This is a genomic window from Piscirickettsia salmonis LF-89 = ATCC VR-1361, from assembly GCF_000297215.2.
Lineage (GTDB): Bacteria > Pseudomonadota > Gammaproteobacteria > Piscirickettsiales > Piscirickettsiaceae > Piscirickettsia > Piscirickettsia salmonis.
Map to the genome: position 1 here is coordinate 30247 of NZ_AMFF02000110.1, position 15870 is coordinate 46116.

Below are 15870 nucleotides of genomic sequence, written 5' to 3' on the forward strand. Positions count from 1 at the left end.
GCATCGTTTTTCCTTATTGTATTTTTTAACCTACTGATAGTAGGTCAGAAACTGTTGATCGAGCGCTATACTATGGTTCGACTTAGTTAAGATGTAGTATAAGGCTTCAGGAATAAGCGCGAGAATGATTAAAAAATCGCCCCACAGGGCAAGGTGGGAGTGTTGGTTAAAGTGCAAGCCCTGGATGTTAATGACTAATAAGCCTACGGTAGCAAAACTAATACAGAGCAATTTAAATTTATTGAGTATTTCTTTGAGTAACAGCAGTGAAAATACTGTGATTAGCGCAGGTAAAGCGCTGGTGATGATTCCGGCTATGCTGGCTGAAGTATAGCGCACGCCCCACAACATGAGTAGATTAAAAAGTACGCCAGCACAGCAGGCTTGAGCGAAGATAATAAGCCAATCTTTGTGTTTGAGTTTAGTCAATGGAGTATATATGGGTGTTGATTTTTTAGATAAGCATAAACAAAACAGCAAGATCAGTGCATCTAGGCTAAAGCGTACTTGCATGAGTAAGAGTATCGGCAAGTGAGTAACGAGGTACTTAGATGTGGTGATATTCATCCCGGTCATCAATTGGGCAAGAACTAAGAGGATAATCGATAAGGAGGGGTTTTGTCTCATAAATAAAATTAAGTTTAGTTGAATCGATAGCCGTTATTCTAGCATAGCTCGTTTTGGCTATGATGGACTCAATAAAAATAGCTAGATCAATGAGAACAGCTGCTTCTTTACTTAGGCGCCCTAAGATATAATGAGCAAATAAAACTTGACAGTCACTTTGTAACGTTATATAAATACACAAGACCTAGAGAGGTAATTTGATGAATCAAGCAACAGAAGAAGGTTGGTGGCGTTTCATCGACTTATGTGCCGGTTTAGAAAAAGATCAGTTGAGCCAAGTACTGAAGATTTTTCTAACTGCTGCAGAGGTGGATGATGTGTCAATGCGCACACTATTGGTGGGTGAATTATTGGCTGGCAAAAAAACACAAAGACAGATTGCCGCCGATCTTGCTATCAGTATTACCAAAATTACCCGTGGGTCAAATGAATTAAAGCGAGTCGATAGTCACTTAAGGGCAATGCTGGAAGAAGCTCTCATCCAGTAAATTTGTCCTCCTGGTGCTACGGCCTTAGTACCAGGAGTAAAGCATGCTAGCATCATTATCGCACCAAGAATTTTTGGCTCTTGCTAAACAGCAAACACGCATTATCGTCTTTAAAGAAGCAAGCTTTGATGATTTTGGTGCGGTTGAATCATTTAGAAATATTCAAGCGATGGATGAAAAAGCGCTTTTGCTTGAAAGTGCTGATCCTGAGCATAAGCGTTTTCTAAGTACAACAATTGCCTCGCGCGCAGTTGCAGAATTATCTATTAAAAATAATCAGTGTGAATATAGCACTGACAATAATACGCAGCGTGAGTTAGAGATTGAACCATTTGCTGTATTAAGAACCGCTTTGCAGCAATATCAAGCGGTTTCAGGCCAAATGTTACCTGGAGTGATTGGTGGCTCTTTTGGCTTTATTAGTTATGAGTCAGTCAAGCACTTACCTGGGATTAAAGACTTACAGCAAAGTGATAACCCAGATTATATTTTTCGTTTTTATCAAGATCAAATTCATTATGACTATCAACAGCGTAAATTAATACTTGCTACTGTTGTTGATCTTGACAATGAAGCCGACGGCTATTATCAGGCGTTAGACCGTATAGAAGTATTAACAACACAGGTTGCTTGTGAAAAACCGGTGGATGCTAAAATAAGCCCAAGTGGGGCGGATGTTTACCAACATCTAGACGTGATCACTCAGGATGATCATTATGCGGATATGGTCGCGAAAGCTAAGCCTTATATTTTATCAGGTGATATTTTCCAGATGGTCCCATCTGCTGATTTTAAAGTGAAAATTAAATCAGATGCCTTGGTAATTTACCAACAGTTGAGAGCATTGAGCTGTGCACCTTATTTATGTTTTAGCCAAGTGGGTGGTCAAGACGTGATGGTGGCATCTCCGGAAGTACTCGTCAATGTTCATAATCAATTGATTGAAACTCGACCACTTGCAGGCACGGTACGTCTTCAATCTGGTGCTGATGAGGAGCAATTGGCCGTCCAACTGCAAAGCTCAGTTAAAGATGGTGCTGAGCATATGATGTTGGTTGATTTAGGTCGCAATGATTTAGGTAAAGTTGCAAAAGCAGGCTCTGTTAAAGTCACGGCTTTAAAAGAAGTACTTAAGCTCTCTCATGTGATGCATTTATCATCGACTGTCGTTGGTGAACTAAAGGATGATTGTGATTTTTTTGATGCAATTTCTGCAACGCTACCTGCTGGAACCTTATCTGGTGCACCTAAAATTCGTGCAATGCAGCTGATTAACCAATTAGAAAATAGTCCGCGAGGCTATTATGGTGGCTGTTTTTGTATGGTTGATGCTGAACAAAATTTAACGAGTGCAATTGCTATTCGGATGTTATCGATTAAAAATGGCATTGGCACTATTCGTGCTGGTGGGGGAATTGTCCATGATTCTGATATTCAAGGTGAAGTGAATGAAAGACGAAATAAAGCCAGAATGTTATTAGAAGCAATTTTAGCTGCGGAGAAAAGCCAATGATTTTATTAATTGATAATTATGATAGCTTTACCTTTAACCTTTATCAGCAGCTGATTGAGCTGGATCAGGACGTTAAAATTGTCAAAAATGATGAGGTCACAGCAAGAGAGGTCATCGCTTTAGCACCACAAGCAATTATTATTTCTCCAGGGCCTGGTCGGCCTGATGATGCGGGAAATTGCTTGGAAATCGTTAGAGAATGTTCGAAAACTATCCCGATTTTAGGGGTGTGTTTGGGGCACCAGGTTATTGCTAATGCTTTTGGTGGCGATATTGTCAGCTCAGATGAGATTATTCATGGTAAAGATGACTATATTTATCATGATCGCAGTATGTTATTTTCTGGCTTAAAATTACCTTTTCCAGCAGCGCGCTATCACTCTTTAATCGTTGATAAGGAGTCAATCAGAGAGAGTTTTAATATTCATGGCGAAGTCGCTGATGAAACAGTGATGGCAATTTCTCATAAAAGTTTGCCTTTGTATGGTGTGCAGTTTCATCCTGAATCTATTTTAACGCCGAACGGTCAGAACATCATCAAGAATTTTTTAAATGCGGCAGTGGAGCTTCACTGAAATGCTACAACAGGCTGTAAAAAAGTTGCTCTATCAAGAAAATTTAACTTTAACTGAAAGTTATCATGCTGCAAAAGAATTATTTATAACTGATAATATTGCTCTATCCGCAGCATTTTTAAGTTTGCTTGCAGCTAAAGGTGAAAGTGTTGATGAATTTTTAGGTATCATTCAGGTTGCAAAAGAGCAGCAGGCGCCAATTACAGTGACTCAGCCTGCGCTTGATATTGTTGGTACCGGTGGTGATGGTGCGAATACAGTCAATATATCAACAGCTGCGGCTATTTTAGCAGCAAGTTGTGGTGTTAAAGTTGTAAAGCATGGTAACCGAGCATCAACCTCTGCATGTGGTTCAGCTGATGTATTAGAAGCGTTCGGAATTAATTTATATGCGGATGAAGCTAAAATTCAGTCTGCACTTGCCAAGCATAACATTGGCTTTTTTTTCGCCCAAATGTTTCACCCAAGTTTTGCTCATATTAAAAGTACACGTAAAGCACTGGGGATTCCAACCTGCTTTAATTTAATGGGACCACTATTAAATCCGGCACAGGCGGATTACTTAATTATTGGTGTTGCTAATAAAGAGTGTTTAGTCTTGCTTGCTAATGTGTTAGCTAAAATGAGTATTAAAAAAGCGTTACTTGTCTGTGGTGATGGTGTTGATGAGCTGACAACACATGCAGTTACAGAGTGTTTAGAGGTAATGAACGGTAAAATTCAGGAAAAAGTAATTAACCCTGAAGAGCTAGGTTTTAAAAAATGCCAATTAAATGATTTGGCTGGTGGCGATAAAAATTTTAATTCGCGTAAAATTCTGGATATTTTCGAGGGGCAGCAAAGCCCACTTGCCGATACAGTAATCCTAAATGCAGCCGCGGCCGTTGAAGTTTATGGTATTACTAACTCACTATCTTTAGCTATTGATCTGGTGCGTGAGTCCATCGCAGAGGGTAAGGCGCTAACAACATTAGCAGGATTAATTCAGGAGCAAAGTTAAATCATGAATTTTATTGATAAAATGATAGCGATTAAAAAAGAAGAAATTACCGAAATAGATGCTAAGGATATTTTTCAGCGTTTAGAAAATATGAGTGTGGTTGAGTTATCAAAAAAAGAGTTTTTGCCTGATCAATTTAATATTATTGCTGAAATCAAGCGTAGCTCACCTTCTAAAGGTCATTTAGCTAAAATTAATGATCCGATTGCGTTAGCTCATCAATATGCTCAAGGGGGTGTGCAAGCGATCTCTGTTTTGACCGAAGAAAAATACTTTAATGGCTCATTAGAGGATTTAAAGCAAGTCTCAGATAGCCTAATTGATACGAACATTGCAGTATTACGCAAAGATTTTATCATCGATGAGTTACAAATTTATCAAGCGGCAGCGTTTGGTGCCAGCGCGGTATTACTGATTACTTCAATGGTTAAAGGTCAGTTAGTTCATTTAATTAAAGTTGCGCTTGAAGTTGGTTTGCAACCTTTTGTGGAAACACACAGCCTTGATGATATTAAGTGTGCTGAAGATGCGGGTGCGAAAATATTAGGGATTAATAATCGCAACTTGCATACATTAGGCATTGATCCTGAGCATTGCTTGCGTATGATCGATCATGTGACGATAAGTACAGATATTAAGGTGGTTGCAGAGTCTGGCATACATTCTATTGAACAGGTGCAAGCGATGAAAAAATCTGGTTTTACTGCGACTTTAATTGGTGAATTGCTTGTTAAAAGTAATGATCCTACTGCTTTAATTCAAACTATGTTAAAAGATTGATAAATTAATTAGGTTAATTGTATGGTTCAGGTGAAAATTTGTGGCATTAAGACAATGAAAGATGCCAAAGTTGCGATTGCTGCGGGTGCGCGTTATATTGGTTTGAATTTTGAAGAAAAATCGCCGCGGTATGTAACTATGCAAGAAGCGATTGATCTTAGTTCATTGATTATCGGTGAAAATGCAATTCCTGTGGGTGTTTTTACACATCACCATGCTGAGCAAATTGCTGATATTGTTCGTGCTTGTAATTTAACAGCTGTGCAATTGCATGGTGAGCGTGCTCGTCTTGCCTGTGATGATTTAGCTATCGATTTAAAAAGAATTTACGTAGTAGAGTTTGATCAGGCTGGCAATATTCATGTTGGTGCTGATCAAGAGATTGATGATTGTTTAAAAAAATTAGACAAAAATAGAGATTATTTATTATTTGATTCGACATTGCCTGGTAGAGGACAAGAAACAAATATAAACAAAAAAAATAGTTTAATTAATATCAATGGTTTTCGTTATTTTATTGCGGGTGGCTTAAATATTAATAATATTCAAGAGAAGATTTGTGAATATCAACCTTATGGGGTTGATGTTGCCAGTGGCGTTGAATCAGTTCGAGGTGTGAAATCGCAGACTTTAATAAAACAGTTTATTTATTTAGCTCAGTTCCAAGGAGAGCCTCATGTTGCGAACGCTTAAGGCTGTTGATCATTATTTTGGTGAATTTGGTGGACAGTTTATTCCAGAAATTCTCGTTGATCCTGTGAATGAAATTAATGATTTATTTAATCAGGTGATGAGTGATAGTGTATTTACGAATGATTTATTACAGATGTTACGTGAATACGCTGGGCGGCCGACCCCGTTAACTTATGCTGGGCGTTTTAGTGAATTTTTAGGGCATAATCTTCAGGTTTATTTAAAACGTGAAGATTTATTACATACTGGAGCACATAAGCTTAATAATGCACTAGGTCAGTGTTTATTTGCTAAAAAGTTAGGTAAAAAGCGAATTATTGCAGAAACTGGTGCCGGTCAACATGGGGTGGCAACGGCAACTGCCTGCGCACGTTTAGGACTTGAGTGCATTATTTATATGGGTGTCGTTGATATGGTGCGCCAAGCGCCGAATGTGCAGCGGATGAAGCTCCTAGGGGCGACTGTAATTGGGGTGGAGACTGGGACGAAAACACTGAAAGATGCAGTGAATGCGGCACTTAGGGATTGGGCCGCAAGCTTTGATCATACGCACTATTGCTTAGGCTCAGCATTAGGGCCGGCACCTTTTCCTGAAATGGTGGCGACTTTTCAAGCGATTATTGGCCAAGAAGTCCATGAACAGGCATTGAAGGCACTGGGTCAGCGTCCAGATGCGATTGTCGCATGTGTCGGTGGTGGTTCGAATGCTATTGGCATTTTTGCTGAATTTATCCCCTATGATGAGGTGGCGCTTATTGGTGTGGAAGCTGGTGGAGTGGGTAAGTTAGCCGGTGAACATGCAGCGCGCTTTTTCGATAAGCAAGTGGGTGTATTGCATGGGGTAAAAAGCTATGTATTGCAGGATAATGATGGACAAATCAGTGAAACACATTCGATTTCTGCCGGCTTAGATTATCCATCGATTGCTCCACAACATGCCTATTTACAAGACAGTGGCCGTGCTCAGTACTCGTTTGCCAATGATGATGAGGCCCTAGCGGCAATGCAAAATTTGGCGCGCCTTGAAGGGATTATTCCCGCCCTGGAGTCTTCACATGCCTTGGCTTACGTGACACGCGAGAAAGAGCAGTTAGCCGGTCAGCAGGTGGTGATTAACTTATCTGGACGTGGGGATAAAGATCTTGGTCAAGTTGAGCAATATTTGAGCCAGGAGGAGGTATAAATTGAGTATTTCAACCGTATTTAATAATAAGCAGCCCTTTATTGCCTATATTACCGCAGGTCACATTTCTGTGGAGCAAACGATAGAGTCAATTTTAAGCTTAGAGCGTGCAGGGGTGGATATTGTCGAGTTAGGAGTACCTTTTTCTGACCCCGTGGCGGATGGGCCGGTGATTCAGCAGGCAATGACACGTGCCTTAAAGCAACAAATAACTTTTGATGATGTGATTTATATCATCGAGAAAGTGCGTGAACATTCGGCGATTCCGCTGGTTTTATTTAGTTATTACAATCCAATTTTAAAGCATGGTGAGTGTTTTTATCAGCGCAGTCAGCAAGCGGGTGTAGATGCGATCTTGGTGGTTGATTTGCCATTAGAGGAAATGGCTGAGCATATTCAGCTCTGTCAGCGTTATAATTTACAGATTATCCCGTTAATTACCAATACAATGGCGCTGTCACGGGTTAAAGAATCTGCTGCATTAGATAGTCCTTTCCTTTATTATGTAAGTCGTAAAGGCGTCACCGGTGTGCAGGCGCAGTCAAATATTGTCACTACCAAAGTTCACCTTGCCAAGGTGAAAGAAGTCGCACAAAAGCCGGTCGCCATTGGTTTTGGTATAGGCTGTAAGAACAGTGCTAAAGAAGCGCTCGCTGTTGCTGATGGCTTTGTGGTAGGTTCGTATATTGTTAATTTAATTGAACAAGCACTGCATCCAGAACAAATAGAAACATTAGTTAAGAACATTGACCCGAGGTAAATAATGCATTTAAAGCTCCAAGAGGAAGTATCCCAACAAGACAAACAACACCTGATGACGCGCTTAGAACAAATGGGATTTTCTGTCGTCGAGCAAGGGCAAAACTTAATTGTTATTCATGGTGTCGATGACCAGGTTGATTATAAGCAGTTTGTTCGTTTGCCGGGTGTATTTGAGGTGAAGCAATTGACGGGTAAATACAAATTGGCCTGCCGGAGTTTTAAGCCGGAAGGCACACAAATTAAGGTGAAAGATGTCATCATTGGCGGTGATGAGTTAACACTGATTAGTGGCTCTTGCTCTGTGGAGTCACGTGAACAGATATTTGCAACCGCAGAAGCAATCAGTCAAAGTGGTGCGAAGATACTGCGTGGCGGTGCATTTAAGCCGCGTACTTCTCCCTATGACTTTCAAGGTTTAGGTGAAGAAGGCTTGGTTTATTTGCGTGAAGCGGCAGATGCCTATGGCTTATTGGTTGTCACTGAGGTGATGGATGTACAAGAGCTAGAATTAGTAGGTCGCTATACTGATATTTTGCAAATTGGTGCACGCAATATGCAAAACTTCAGTTTGTTAAAAGCCGTTGGTAAAACACGTCAGCCCGTGCTACTAAAGCGAGGGTTATCGGCAACCTATCATGAGTTTTTGCATGCGGCAGAATATATCATGAGTGGCGGTAATTTTGAGGTGATTTTATGTGAGCGTGGCATTCGTAGTTTTGAGACTTATACGCGTAATACCTTGGATATTGCTGCGGTGCCGGTTTTAAAAGAGCTATCTCATCTGCCGGTGATTATTGATCCAAGCCATGGTACCGGTAAGCGCTCGCTCGTTGCACCGATGGCAAAGGCGGCGGTCGCTGCGGGTGCGGATGGATTATTGATCGAATCTCATCCCTATCCTGATCAAGCACTGACAGACGCACAACAGACGATTAGTACGGCTGATTTTAATCAGTTAGCTCAAGAGTTACAATATTTGTATCATATAATCAAAGGTTAATTTTTAGCCTATATAATGTGCTGAGTGACAGTCAATGCTTATGGTTTAGCTGAAGCACATTTATCTTTTTTATTTCCTAAAATTTGCTTTATTTCATTAATTCTTAATAAAGGTAGTATAAGAAAAAGTGAAAAAAATTGTTATTATTATTCCTGTGCATAATGAATGTTTATGTCTGACAAGGACGGTAAGGCAATTGCAAAATGAGATAGTTAAAGTAACCTACTGGGATATACGAATTATTATTTTTGATAGTGCATCAACGGATGGAACAGATAAAATTTCACAAATCTTACAAAAAAAATATAATAATATCGATTTATTGACAGAGCTTAGCAAAACGGGCCTCGGCAGTGCTTATGTTCAGGCGATGCGCTATGCACTTGATCATCTACAGGCTGAAATTGTGTTTGAGTATGATGCCGATGGCTCTCACCAGCCATGTTATCTGATTAAAATGCTTGAACTATTTGATCAGGGGGCTGATGTTGTGGTGGGTAGTCGTTATATCCAAGGCGGTTCAGTTGATTCAAGCTGGCCTTGGCAGCGGCGTTTAGTCTCAAAATTTGGCAATTTTATTGCTGGTTTATTTTTAACCTTTCGCTATAAAGATTTGACGAGTGGTTTTCGTGGAACACGTGCTTTATATTTGAGGAGATTTTTAGCAAAGCGATTACTGTCAAAAGACTATGCATATAAGTTACAGTTATTTTGGCAGTTGCATAAAATGCGGGCAAAAATTATTGAATATCCGATTCATTTTATTGATCGAGCCAAGGGAGTGAGTAAATCACCGAAAGGAAATATTAAAGACTCTTTAAAAGTCGTTGCATTATTACGGTTGCTGGAGATAAAACGTTATATTAAAATGAGTGTAGCAGGTTGTGCGTCAATGATTCTGCAGATTACACTATATAATATATTGCATGGGTTTACTTCTTTTGATTTAGCGAGTTTAATTAGTATTGAATGTGCTATCGTAATGAATTTTATTTTAAATAATTTTATAGTTTTTAAAGATAAAAATTACAATAAAGAAAGGATTTTTTTTAAATTTATTAGATTTAATGTTTTTTCTTGTTTATCTGTGCTTATCCAAATGATAATGCTCCATTGGCTTCATAATATCAATGACTCATCGCTTATAGTAATGGATTTGTTTATTTTTATTAGTATTGTTTTAGGTTCAGTTATTAATTATTTTTTATTTTCAAGATTGATTTGGCGTGTGTCTACCAAGTAATAACGAGATAGTTAGAGATGATGAAGTTGTTTTTTCAATCAAAATTATTGATTTTTTTATTATTGATTGTCTCCGTTTTAATGCAGTCTCATATTATCTTGAATGAGGATATGCTTTGGCTAGTTACAGCAACACAACGGTTATTAGCAGGTGGTTCGTATGTTAATAATTTTTTTGAAACAAATCCACCATTAATTTTATATCTTTATACTCCCGCTGTATTGTTGGTCAAATATATTCATGTCACAATTGGTGTTGCCATTTATAGCTTAACATTTTTTATTGGGATAGTTTCTTTATTACTATCTTATTTGATCTTAGAGAAATTTATTAATGATAAATTAACAGTTAATTTATTAATGATTTCTCTTTTAATTATTTATTTTATATTACCTATGTATAGCTTTGCTGAGCGTGAGCACTTAATGATTATGCTGGTAATGCCTTATATTTTATTATCTGCAGCACATGATCAGGTTTGTGTTAAAAAATTAGTCAGAGCTTTTATTGGTATCAGTGCTGCCCTAGGGTTTTGTATTAAGCCCTACTTTGTTTTTACGCCTTTATTTATCGAGATTTTATTTTTAATTAAGTACAGAAATATAAAAATTTTGTTTCGCTATGAACTGGTTTTTTTAGTTGCAACTTCGATAATTTATGTGATAGCTGTTTACTTTATTACGCCGAGTTATCTTTCTGTTATTATCCCTTATGATATTAATTTTTATACTGGTTTTGAGTCTGTTTCAAAATTAAGTCTCTTTAGTAGTCCCTTTATTGCTGTATCCATTGTAATTTTTATTAATACAATTTTTACATGTTTCTTATTTAAAAAATATAGTCATTTTATCTTGATTTTATTACTGTCTATTGCTGGATTATTTTTAGCTTATTTTATTCCAGGCCAACCTTGGTATTATCATTTGCTGCCCATGTATTCAGTTGCTGTTTTTTCTGCAGTTTTATGTTTTTTGTTGTTAGCTAAAAATATGAATAATGTTTTTTCACTGAAAAAACATATGCTATTTTTATTTAATTTTTTTGTGAGTGTATTTATTTTGTTTTTCTTGGTGTCTATCATTGGAGAAAATGTGCTGGCAGGATTAGAAGAAAGCCGTGCAATTACTTCCTCTGATGGAGTAATGTTAAAATCAATAGAGCATAGTGATGCTGCTTATTATAATACATTGATAAAGTATGTAAAAAAAAATCAATCAATAAAATCAATTTATTTTTTTTCAAGCCACCTGGAAACATCGACTCTTTCATATTATTCAAATGTAAAAAATGCCTCACGGTTTCCCTCTTTTTGGATGTTGCCGAAAATGTTTGTGCTTAGAAAAAACCAGCAAAGATTAAGTGTGACTGATAATAAAAGGTTAAATAAGGCTATTACTTTTATTCAGCAGGCTGTGGTAGAGGATTTCAATCAGAACAAACCAGATTTAGTTATTCTTAGGCAAGAAAACTCAATAGTTTTTCTAAGTTTTTTCTTGGAAAATAGCAGATTTAAAAAAATTTGGCATCATTATCACTATGCGCAGAATATAGGTATATATAATCTATATCTGCGTGATCAAGATAAGCTTTACTCTAACAGGGCAAGTGATGTCTAATGATCGATATATTTAATAAGTTCTTAGCCTCTTTAGCCTTGATTATTATAATACTTTAAGTTTCTGATCATTTCGTGTCTGGTACTAAATTAAATAAGTTGAGCTTTTAAAGTGATTAACTAGTTCATTAAAATAGTCGCGTTTATCTGCGTTACTGAGTGCACTATTATTGATTCGCGTTGAATAAGCTTTAGTTAAATCTTCTGGATTAAATTGCACATAACTTAATACATCGGCAATTGTATCACCTTTAACTGTCTCACAAATTTCTATGCTGCCATCGTTATTGACTTCGATGTGGACAGCATTGGTATCACCAAATAAATTATGTAAATCACCCAAGGTTTCTTGATAGGCACCGACAAGAAAAATTGCAATGTTATAAGGTTTTTTTGGATGATCAATGGGTAAAGGCAAGCTAGACTCTAAACCAAAGCCATCGACATAGTGCTTAATGGTACCATCCGAGTCACAGGTAATATCTTGTAAGATACCACGGCGGCTGGGTTCTTCATTGAGTCTTGAGGTTGGCATAATCGGGAAAATTTGATCGATGGCCCAAATATCTGGCAGAGATTGAAAAATAGATAAATTGCAAAAAATCTTATCGGCGAGGCGTTCGTTTAAATCATCGAGTAATTCACGATGGCCGCGATGATTGGGATTTAAGCAGTTTTTAATTTGTAAACAAATTGCCGAATATAAATGCTCTGCTTGAGCGCGCTGCTGTAGATTTAATATACCATGATTAAACATCGATTGAGCTTCACTCAGTGCATGAGCTGCATCATGAAAACGTTCGATGGCATTGCGTGTGGTGATATTACTCTGAGCGGTTGCGAGCTGGTGTAAGATTTCATGATCATGTTTGTTAAGTGCTGGGGCAGGTGTTATGCCGACTGGTTTTTCACAATCAATAATATTTGTGATTAAAACAGCATGATGTGCAGTGAGGGCACGGCCGGATTCAGTGATTAAATTTGGTTCAGTGATCTTTGCCTGCTGGCAGTGTGTTTTAAAGGCGCTGACAATATTACTGGCATATTCATCTAAGCTGTAATTCATCGAGCAAAAGTTACGTGAGCCGGTGCCTTCGTAATCTATGCCTAAGCCGCCACCGAGATCAACATAGTCTAAAGGTGCATCAAGTTGCTTTAATTCGATATAAATACGCGTTAATTCATTGACACCGCGTTGAATATCACGAATATTAGCCAGTTGTGAGCCCAGGTGACAGTGTAATAAGCGTAGGCAATTGAGCTGTTTATGTTTTTTTAGAATATTAATCAGTTCGATGACTTGCCCAGCATAAAGGCCAAACTTGGCTTTTTCACCGCCGGTGTTTTGCCATTTGCCTTTACCCAGTGAAGCTAAGCGAATGCGCACGCCAATATTGGGTGTGACATTGAGCTGTTTCGCTTCATCAAGAATAAGGTTAAGTTCAGAGAGTTTTTCGATGACAATAAAGGTATCATTACCGAGTTTTTGTGAGATAAGGGCCAGGCGTATATAGGCACGATCTTTATAGCCATTACAGATAATAATTGAATGTTTATTGGCAAGAGCGATGATGGCCATCAGTTCAGGTTTACTACCGGCTTCAAGGCCAACGCTGGCCTTGTGTGCTGAGAGCAAAGACTCTACTACGGCGCGTTGTTGATTCACCTTAATTGGGTATACAGGTGTATAATGCCCTAGATAGCTGTAATGGTGAATCGCCTTAGTAAAGGCATTGGCAAGCAACTGGGCACGATGGCGGAGGATATTGGTAAAACGGATCAATAGTGGCAGTTCCTGGCCTTGTGCTGCAAGCTCGCTGACTAGATCATCGAGACGAATTGACTTTTTATTGTGGCTGCCTTGTGGTTGGACTATCAGCTGACCTTGATCATCGATATTAAAGTAACCGTTTCCCCATTCAGAGATATTGTAGAGTTCTTTTGATTGCTGGATCGACCAAGTCACAAGGGTTCTCCGTGATATTACTAAGCTTAAATATTTAAGTTAAGGTGAAATATAAAGTTAAATTTAAAACCATAATTATAATTATATTTGTAAAATATATTGCCGCAGTTGGTGATTATTTATTGTAGGGCATCATGATCCATTTCTTGGCTGCGAATACGAATCACTTGCTCAAGGGCTTGTACAAATATTTTACCATCACCCATTTTGCCGCTATAAGCATGCTTTAGAATCGTATTGATGACCGCTTCAGCCATATTCGCGCTGACGGCGATTTCTATTTTTACTTTAGGCATAAAGTCAACAACATACTCAGCACCTCGATAGAGCTCAGTATGGCCTTTTTGGCGACCAAAGCCCTTGACTTCAGTGACTGTCATACCGGAGATGCCGGTTTGATCCAGTGCCTCTCTGACTTCGTCGAGTTTAAATGGCTTGATGATTGCGGTAATCAGTTTCATAATTTACCCTCCCTTTTGGCAGCTAGTATCCTTTAAAGCACTGTGAAATACAATGCGTAAATACATTAAGACATTGGCATTTGTCTTTTGATGATAGTTGATGTCAAATAAGGGAAGTATAAAGTGAATATTAGCGACAGGAGAAGCAATGTTTGACCCTAAATTATTTGATGATATGGCAAAAAAAATCGCTGAGGCGATGCCGAGTGGTCTTAAAAGTGTGCAGGAAGACCTTGAACGGAACATGAAAACGGTATTGCAGTCCTCTTTTCAAAAAATGGATTTAGTGACACGGGAAGAATTTGATATTCAGTCTGCTGTTTTAGCTAAAACACGCTTAATGGTTGAAGCGTTGGAGCAGCGTGTGGATGAACTAGAAGCACAGCTACCAACAGATCAGCAGCAAAAAGAATTAAAAAATAGTGAATAATGTTTAAATAAAACAAGGCAGGGATGCATGAAATTAGCAATTGTTTACTCGCGTGCCCAGGTTGCGGTGGCTGCGCCACAAGTGACTGTTGAGGTGCATATTTCTAATGGCTTACCAGGCTTTACCATCGTAGGATTGCCGGATGCGGCGGTAAAAGAAAGCCGTGAGCGCGTGCGCAGCGCGATTCAAAACTCCGGCTTTAATTTCCCACAACGGCGTATTACTGTGAACCTTGCGCCTGCAGACTTACCGAAAGATGGTGGGCGCTTTGATTTAGCGATTGCCATCGGCATTTTGGCATCGTCGGGCCAAATTGATGCCGATATTTTAAACGGCTATGAATTTATTGGTGAACTTGCCCTCTCTGGTGAAGTACGTTCTGTCACTGGGGCCTTAACGAGTGCTAAAGCGGTTAAAGAATGTCAGCGTAAATTAATCATCGCTGATGATAATGCCAATTTAGCGGCCTTAGTCGAGGGGTTATCTGTATATCGGGCGAATAATTTAGCCAGCATTAGTGCTTTTTTAAAAGGTGAAGGTGATTTAGAACAGGCACATTTTCAAGTCGATACCGGGCAAACGCACTATTTAGATATGGCGGATGTCAAAGGCCAGGCGCATGCTAAGCGCGCTTTAGAAATTGCCGCCGCAGGTCGTCATCATTTACTTTTTGTCGGCCCTCCGGGAACAGGCAAAACCATGCTTGCCTCACGGTTACCTGGCGTTTTGCCAGCCTTATCCAATCAAGAAGCACTAGAATCAGCAGCAGTGCATAGCTTAACGAGTGCTGAAGTTGATTTATCATGTTGGTTTATCCCTAAATTTGCCAGCCCTCATCATACCGCATCGAGTATTGCCATGGTTGGGGGTGGCTCAGTGCCGAAACCGGGTGAAATTTCTCGGGCCCATCATGGGGTATTATTTTTAGATGAGTTGCCTGAATTTGATCGCAAAGTCTTAGAAGTATTACGAGAGCCATTAGAATCGGGGCAGGTTGATATTATTCGCGCAAGTCACCGGGCCTCTTTTCCGGCTTCGTTTCAGCTTATTGCAGCAATGAACCCGTGTCCCTGTGGCCATTTAGGTTCACAAGAGCAACGTTGTCGTTGCAGTCAGTTACAGATCAAGCGCTATTTAAATAAGCTCTCTGGACCGTTACTTGAGCGTATTGACCTGCAAATTGAAGTACCACGGTTATTGCAACATGAACTAAGCAGTACACAAGTGGCCGAGAGCAGTGTGGTGATACGGCAGCGGGTCGAGGTTGCACGTCAATTACAATTAAAACGTCAGCAGTGCCCGAATGCTGGATTAATGCCTAGGCAAATTGAAGTGTTTTGTTCTCTGGGTCAACAAGAATCGAACTTGCTGACACGGGCAATAGAAAAGTTTGGCTTATCTGCACGGGTGTATTATCGCTTGTTAAAGGTTGCACGGACCATTGCTGACCTTGAGCAAAGTACAGACATTAAACTGCAGCATGTGCAAGAAAGCTTGGCCTATCGCAGCTTGGATCGACGTCAGAGTGAGTGAT

Annotated in this window: 16 protein-coding genes; 13 read left to right on the forward strand and 3 right to left on the reverse strand. The window is 39.1% G+C overall.

Going from position 1 to position 15870, the window contains the following annotated elements:
• Nucleotides 1-30 precede the first annotated feature (30 nt).
• The gene (locus C200_RS10815; protein ID WP_016209699.1) at nt 31-627 is read right to left on the reverse strand and encodes a DMT family transporter; all 597 of its coding nucleotides are present in this window, start codon (nt 625-627) and stop codon (nt 31-33) included.
• A 200-nt stretch (nt 628-827) separates the two neighbouring features.
• Between C200_RS10815 and trpR the strand changes: the two genes are divergently transcribed.
• The 11 genes from trpR to C200_RS10870 all read left to right on the forward strand — a co-directional run bounded on the left by trpR (nt 828) and on the right by C200_RS10870 (nt 11480).
• Entirely contained in the window at nt 828-1115 is a 288-nt protein-coding gene (gene trpR, locus C200_RS10820; protein WP_016209719.1) for a trp operon repressor, read from the forward strand.
• Between the two features lie 43 nt (nt 1116-1158).
• Nucleotides 1159-2628, forward strand: coding sequence for an anthranilate synthase component I family protein (locus C200_RS10825; RefSeq protein ID WP_016209713.1), 1470 nt, complete (start codon nt 1159-1161; stop codon nt 2626-2628).
• Nucleotides 2625-3203 (forward strand): anthranilate synthase component II, encoded by a 579-nt coding sequence (locus tag C200_RS10830; RefSeq protein WP_016209697.1) that lies wholly within the window; start codon nt 2625-2627, stop codon nt 3201-3203. Before C200_RS10825 ends, C200_RS10830 begins: the two co-directional genes overlap by 4 nt.
• Before the next feature lies 1 nt (nt 3204).
• Nucleotides 3205-4203, forward strand: coding sequence for an anthranilate phosphoribosyltransferase (trpD, locus tag C200_RS10835; RefSeq protein WP_016209717.1), 999 nt, complete (start codon nt 3205-3207; stop codon nt 4201-4203).
• A 3-nt stretch (nt 4204-4206) separates the two neighbouring features.
• Complete coding sequence (locus C200_RS10840; RefSeq protein WP_016209710.1) at nt 4207-4983, forward strand: indole-3-glycerol phosphate synthase TrpC; 777 nt, start codon at nt 4207-4209, stop codon at nt 4981-4983.
• A gap of 21 nt (nt 4984-5004) precedes the next feature.
• On the forward strand, nt 5005-5676 hold the full coding sequence (locus C200_RS10845; RefSeq protein WP_016209711.1) for a phosphoribosylanthranilate isomerase: 672 nt from the start codon (nt 5005-5007) through the stop codon (nt 5674-5676).
• Entirely contained in the window at nt 5660-6859 is a 1200-nt protein-coding gene (gene trpB, locus C200_RS10850) for a tryptophan synthase subunit beta (protein ID WP_016209702.1), read from the forward strand. The genes C200_RS10845 and trpB overlap by 17 nt, the downstream gene beginning before the upstream one ends.
• 1 nt (nt 6860) lies before the next feature.
• Nucleotides 6861-7619, forward strand: coding sequence for a tryptophan synthase subunit alpha (gene trpA, locus C200_RS10855; RefSeq protein ID WP_016209700.1), 759 nt, complete (start codon nt 6861-6863; stop codon nt 7617-7619).
• A 3-nt stretch (nt 7620-7622) separates the two neighbouring features.
• A complete protein-coding gene (gene aroF / locus C200_RS10860; protein ID WP_016209706.1) occupies nt 7623-8621 on the forward strand; it encodes a 3-deoxy-7-phosphoheptulonate synthase in 999 nt (332 codons plus the stop codon).
• A 127-nt stretch (nt 8622-8748) separates the two neighbouring features.
• Nucleotides 8749-9864 (forward strand): glycosyltransferase, encoded by a 1116-nt coding sequence (locus C200_RS10865; RefSeq protein ID WP_051307314.1) that lies wholly within the window; start codon nt 8749-8751, stop codon nt 9862-9864.
• Nucleotides 9865-9962: 98 nt separating this feature from the next.
• Complete coding sequence (locus tag C200_RS10870; protein WP_155049898.1) at nt 9963-11480, forward strand: hypothetical protein; 1518 nt, start codon at nt 9963-9965, stop codon at nt 11478-11480.
• Between the two features lie 84 nt (nt 11481-11564).
• On the opposite strand, the gene speA is transcribed toward C200_RS10870, so the two are convergent.
• Together speA and C200_RS10880 are read right to left on the reverse strand one after the other, a co-directional pair.
• Complete coding sequence (gene speA, locus C200_RS10875; RefSeq protein ID WP_016209712.1) at nt 11565-13445, reverse strand: biosynthetic arginine decarboxylase; 1881 nt, start codon at nt 13443-13445, stop codon at nt 11565-11567.
• 119 nt (nt 13446-13564) lie between these two features.
• Nucleotides 13565-13906 carry a P-II family nitrogen regulator gene (locus C200_RS10880; RefSeq protein WP_016209709.1) on the reverse strand — a complete coding sequence of 114 codons (342 nt, stop codon included), beginning with the start codon at nt 13904-13906 and terminating at the stop codon, nt 13565-13567.
• Nucleotides 13907-14054: 148 nt separating this feature from the next.
• Here C200_RS10880 and ubiK point away from each other — a divergent pair, with 148 nt between their 5' ends.
• Both ubiK and C200_RS10890 read left to right on the forward strand, forming a co-directional pair.
• Nucleotides 14055-14336 carry a ubiquinone biosynthesis accessory factor UbiK gene (ubiK, locus tag C200_RS10885; protein WP_016209714.1) on the forward strand — a complete coding sequence of 94 codons (282 nt, stop codon included), beginning with the start codon at nt 14055-14057 and terminating at the stop codon, nt 14334-14336.
• 27 nt (nt 14337-14363) lie between these two features.
• A complete protein-coding gene (locus tag C200_RS10890) occupies nt 14364-15869 on the forward strand; it encodes a YifB family Mg chelatase-like AAA ATPase (protein WP_016209723.1) in 1506 nt (501 codons plus the stop codon).
• Nucleotide 15870 lies beyond the last annotated feature (1 nt).

Bases quoted from the DNA above. Each gene is read 5' to 3' on its own strand.
- trpR (WP_016209719.1), top strand. From the start codon at position 828: ATGAATCAAGCAACAGAAGAAGGTTGGTGGCGTTTCATCGACTTATGT.
- trpB (WP_016209702.1), top strand. From the start codon at position 5,660: ATGTTGCGAACGCTTAAGGCTGTTGATCATTATTTTGGTGAATTTGGT.
- C200_RS10830 (WP_016209697.1), top strand. From the start codon at position 2,625: ATGATTTTATTAATTGATAATTATGATAGCTTTACCTTTAACCTTTAT.
- aroF (WP_016209706.1), top strand. From the start codon at position 7,623: ATGCATTTAAAGCTCCAAGAGGAAGTATCCCAACAAGACAAACAACAC.
- C200_RS10890 (WP_016209723.1), top strand. From the start codon at position 14,364: ATGAAATTAGCAATTGTTTACTCGCGTGCCCAGGTTGCGGTGGCTGCG.
- C200_RS10815 (WP_016209699.1), bottom strand. From the start codon at position 627: ATGAGACAAAACCCCTCCTTATCGATTATCCTCTTAGTTCTTGCCCAA.
- trpD (WP_016209717.1), top strand. From the start codon at position 3,205: ATGCTACAACAGGCTGTAAAAAAGTTGCTCTATCAAGAAAATTTAACT.
- C200_RS10845 (WP_016209711.1), top strand. From the start codon at position 5,005: ATGGTTCAGGTGAAAATTTGTGGCATTAAGACAATGAAAGATGCCAAA.
- C200_RS10840 (WP_016209710.1), top strand. From the start codon at position 4,207: ATGAATTTTATTGATAAAATGATAGCGATTAAAAAAGAAGAAATTACC.
- C200_RS10880 (WP_016209709.1), bottom strand. From the start codon at position 13,906: ATGAAACTGATTACCGCAATCATCAAGCCATTTAAACTCGACGAAGTC.
- C200_RS10825 (WP_016209713.1), top strand. From the start codon at position 1,159: ATGCTAGCATCATTATCGCACCAAGAATTTTTGGCTCTTGCTAAACAG.
- ubiK (WP_016209714.1), top strand. From the start codon at position 14,055: ATGTTTGACCCTAAATTATTTGATGATATGGCAAAAAAAATCGCTGAG.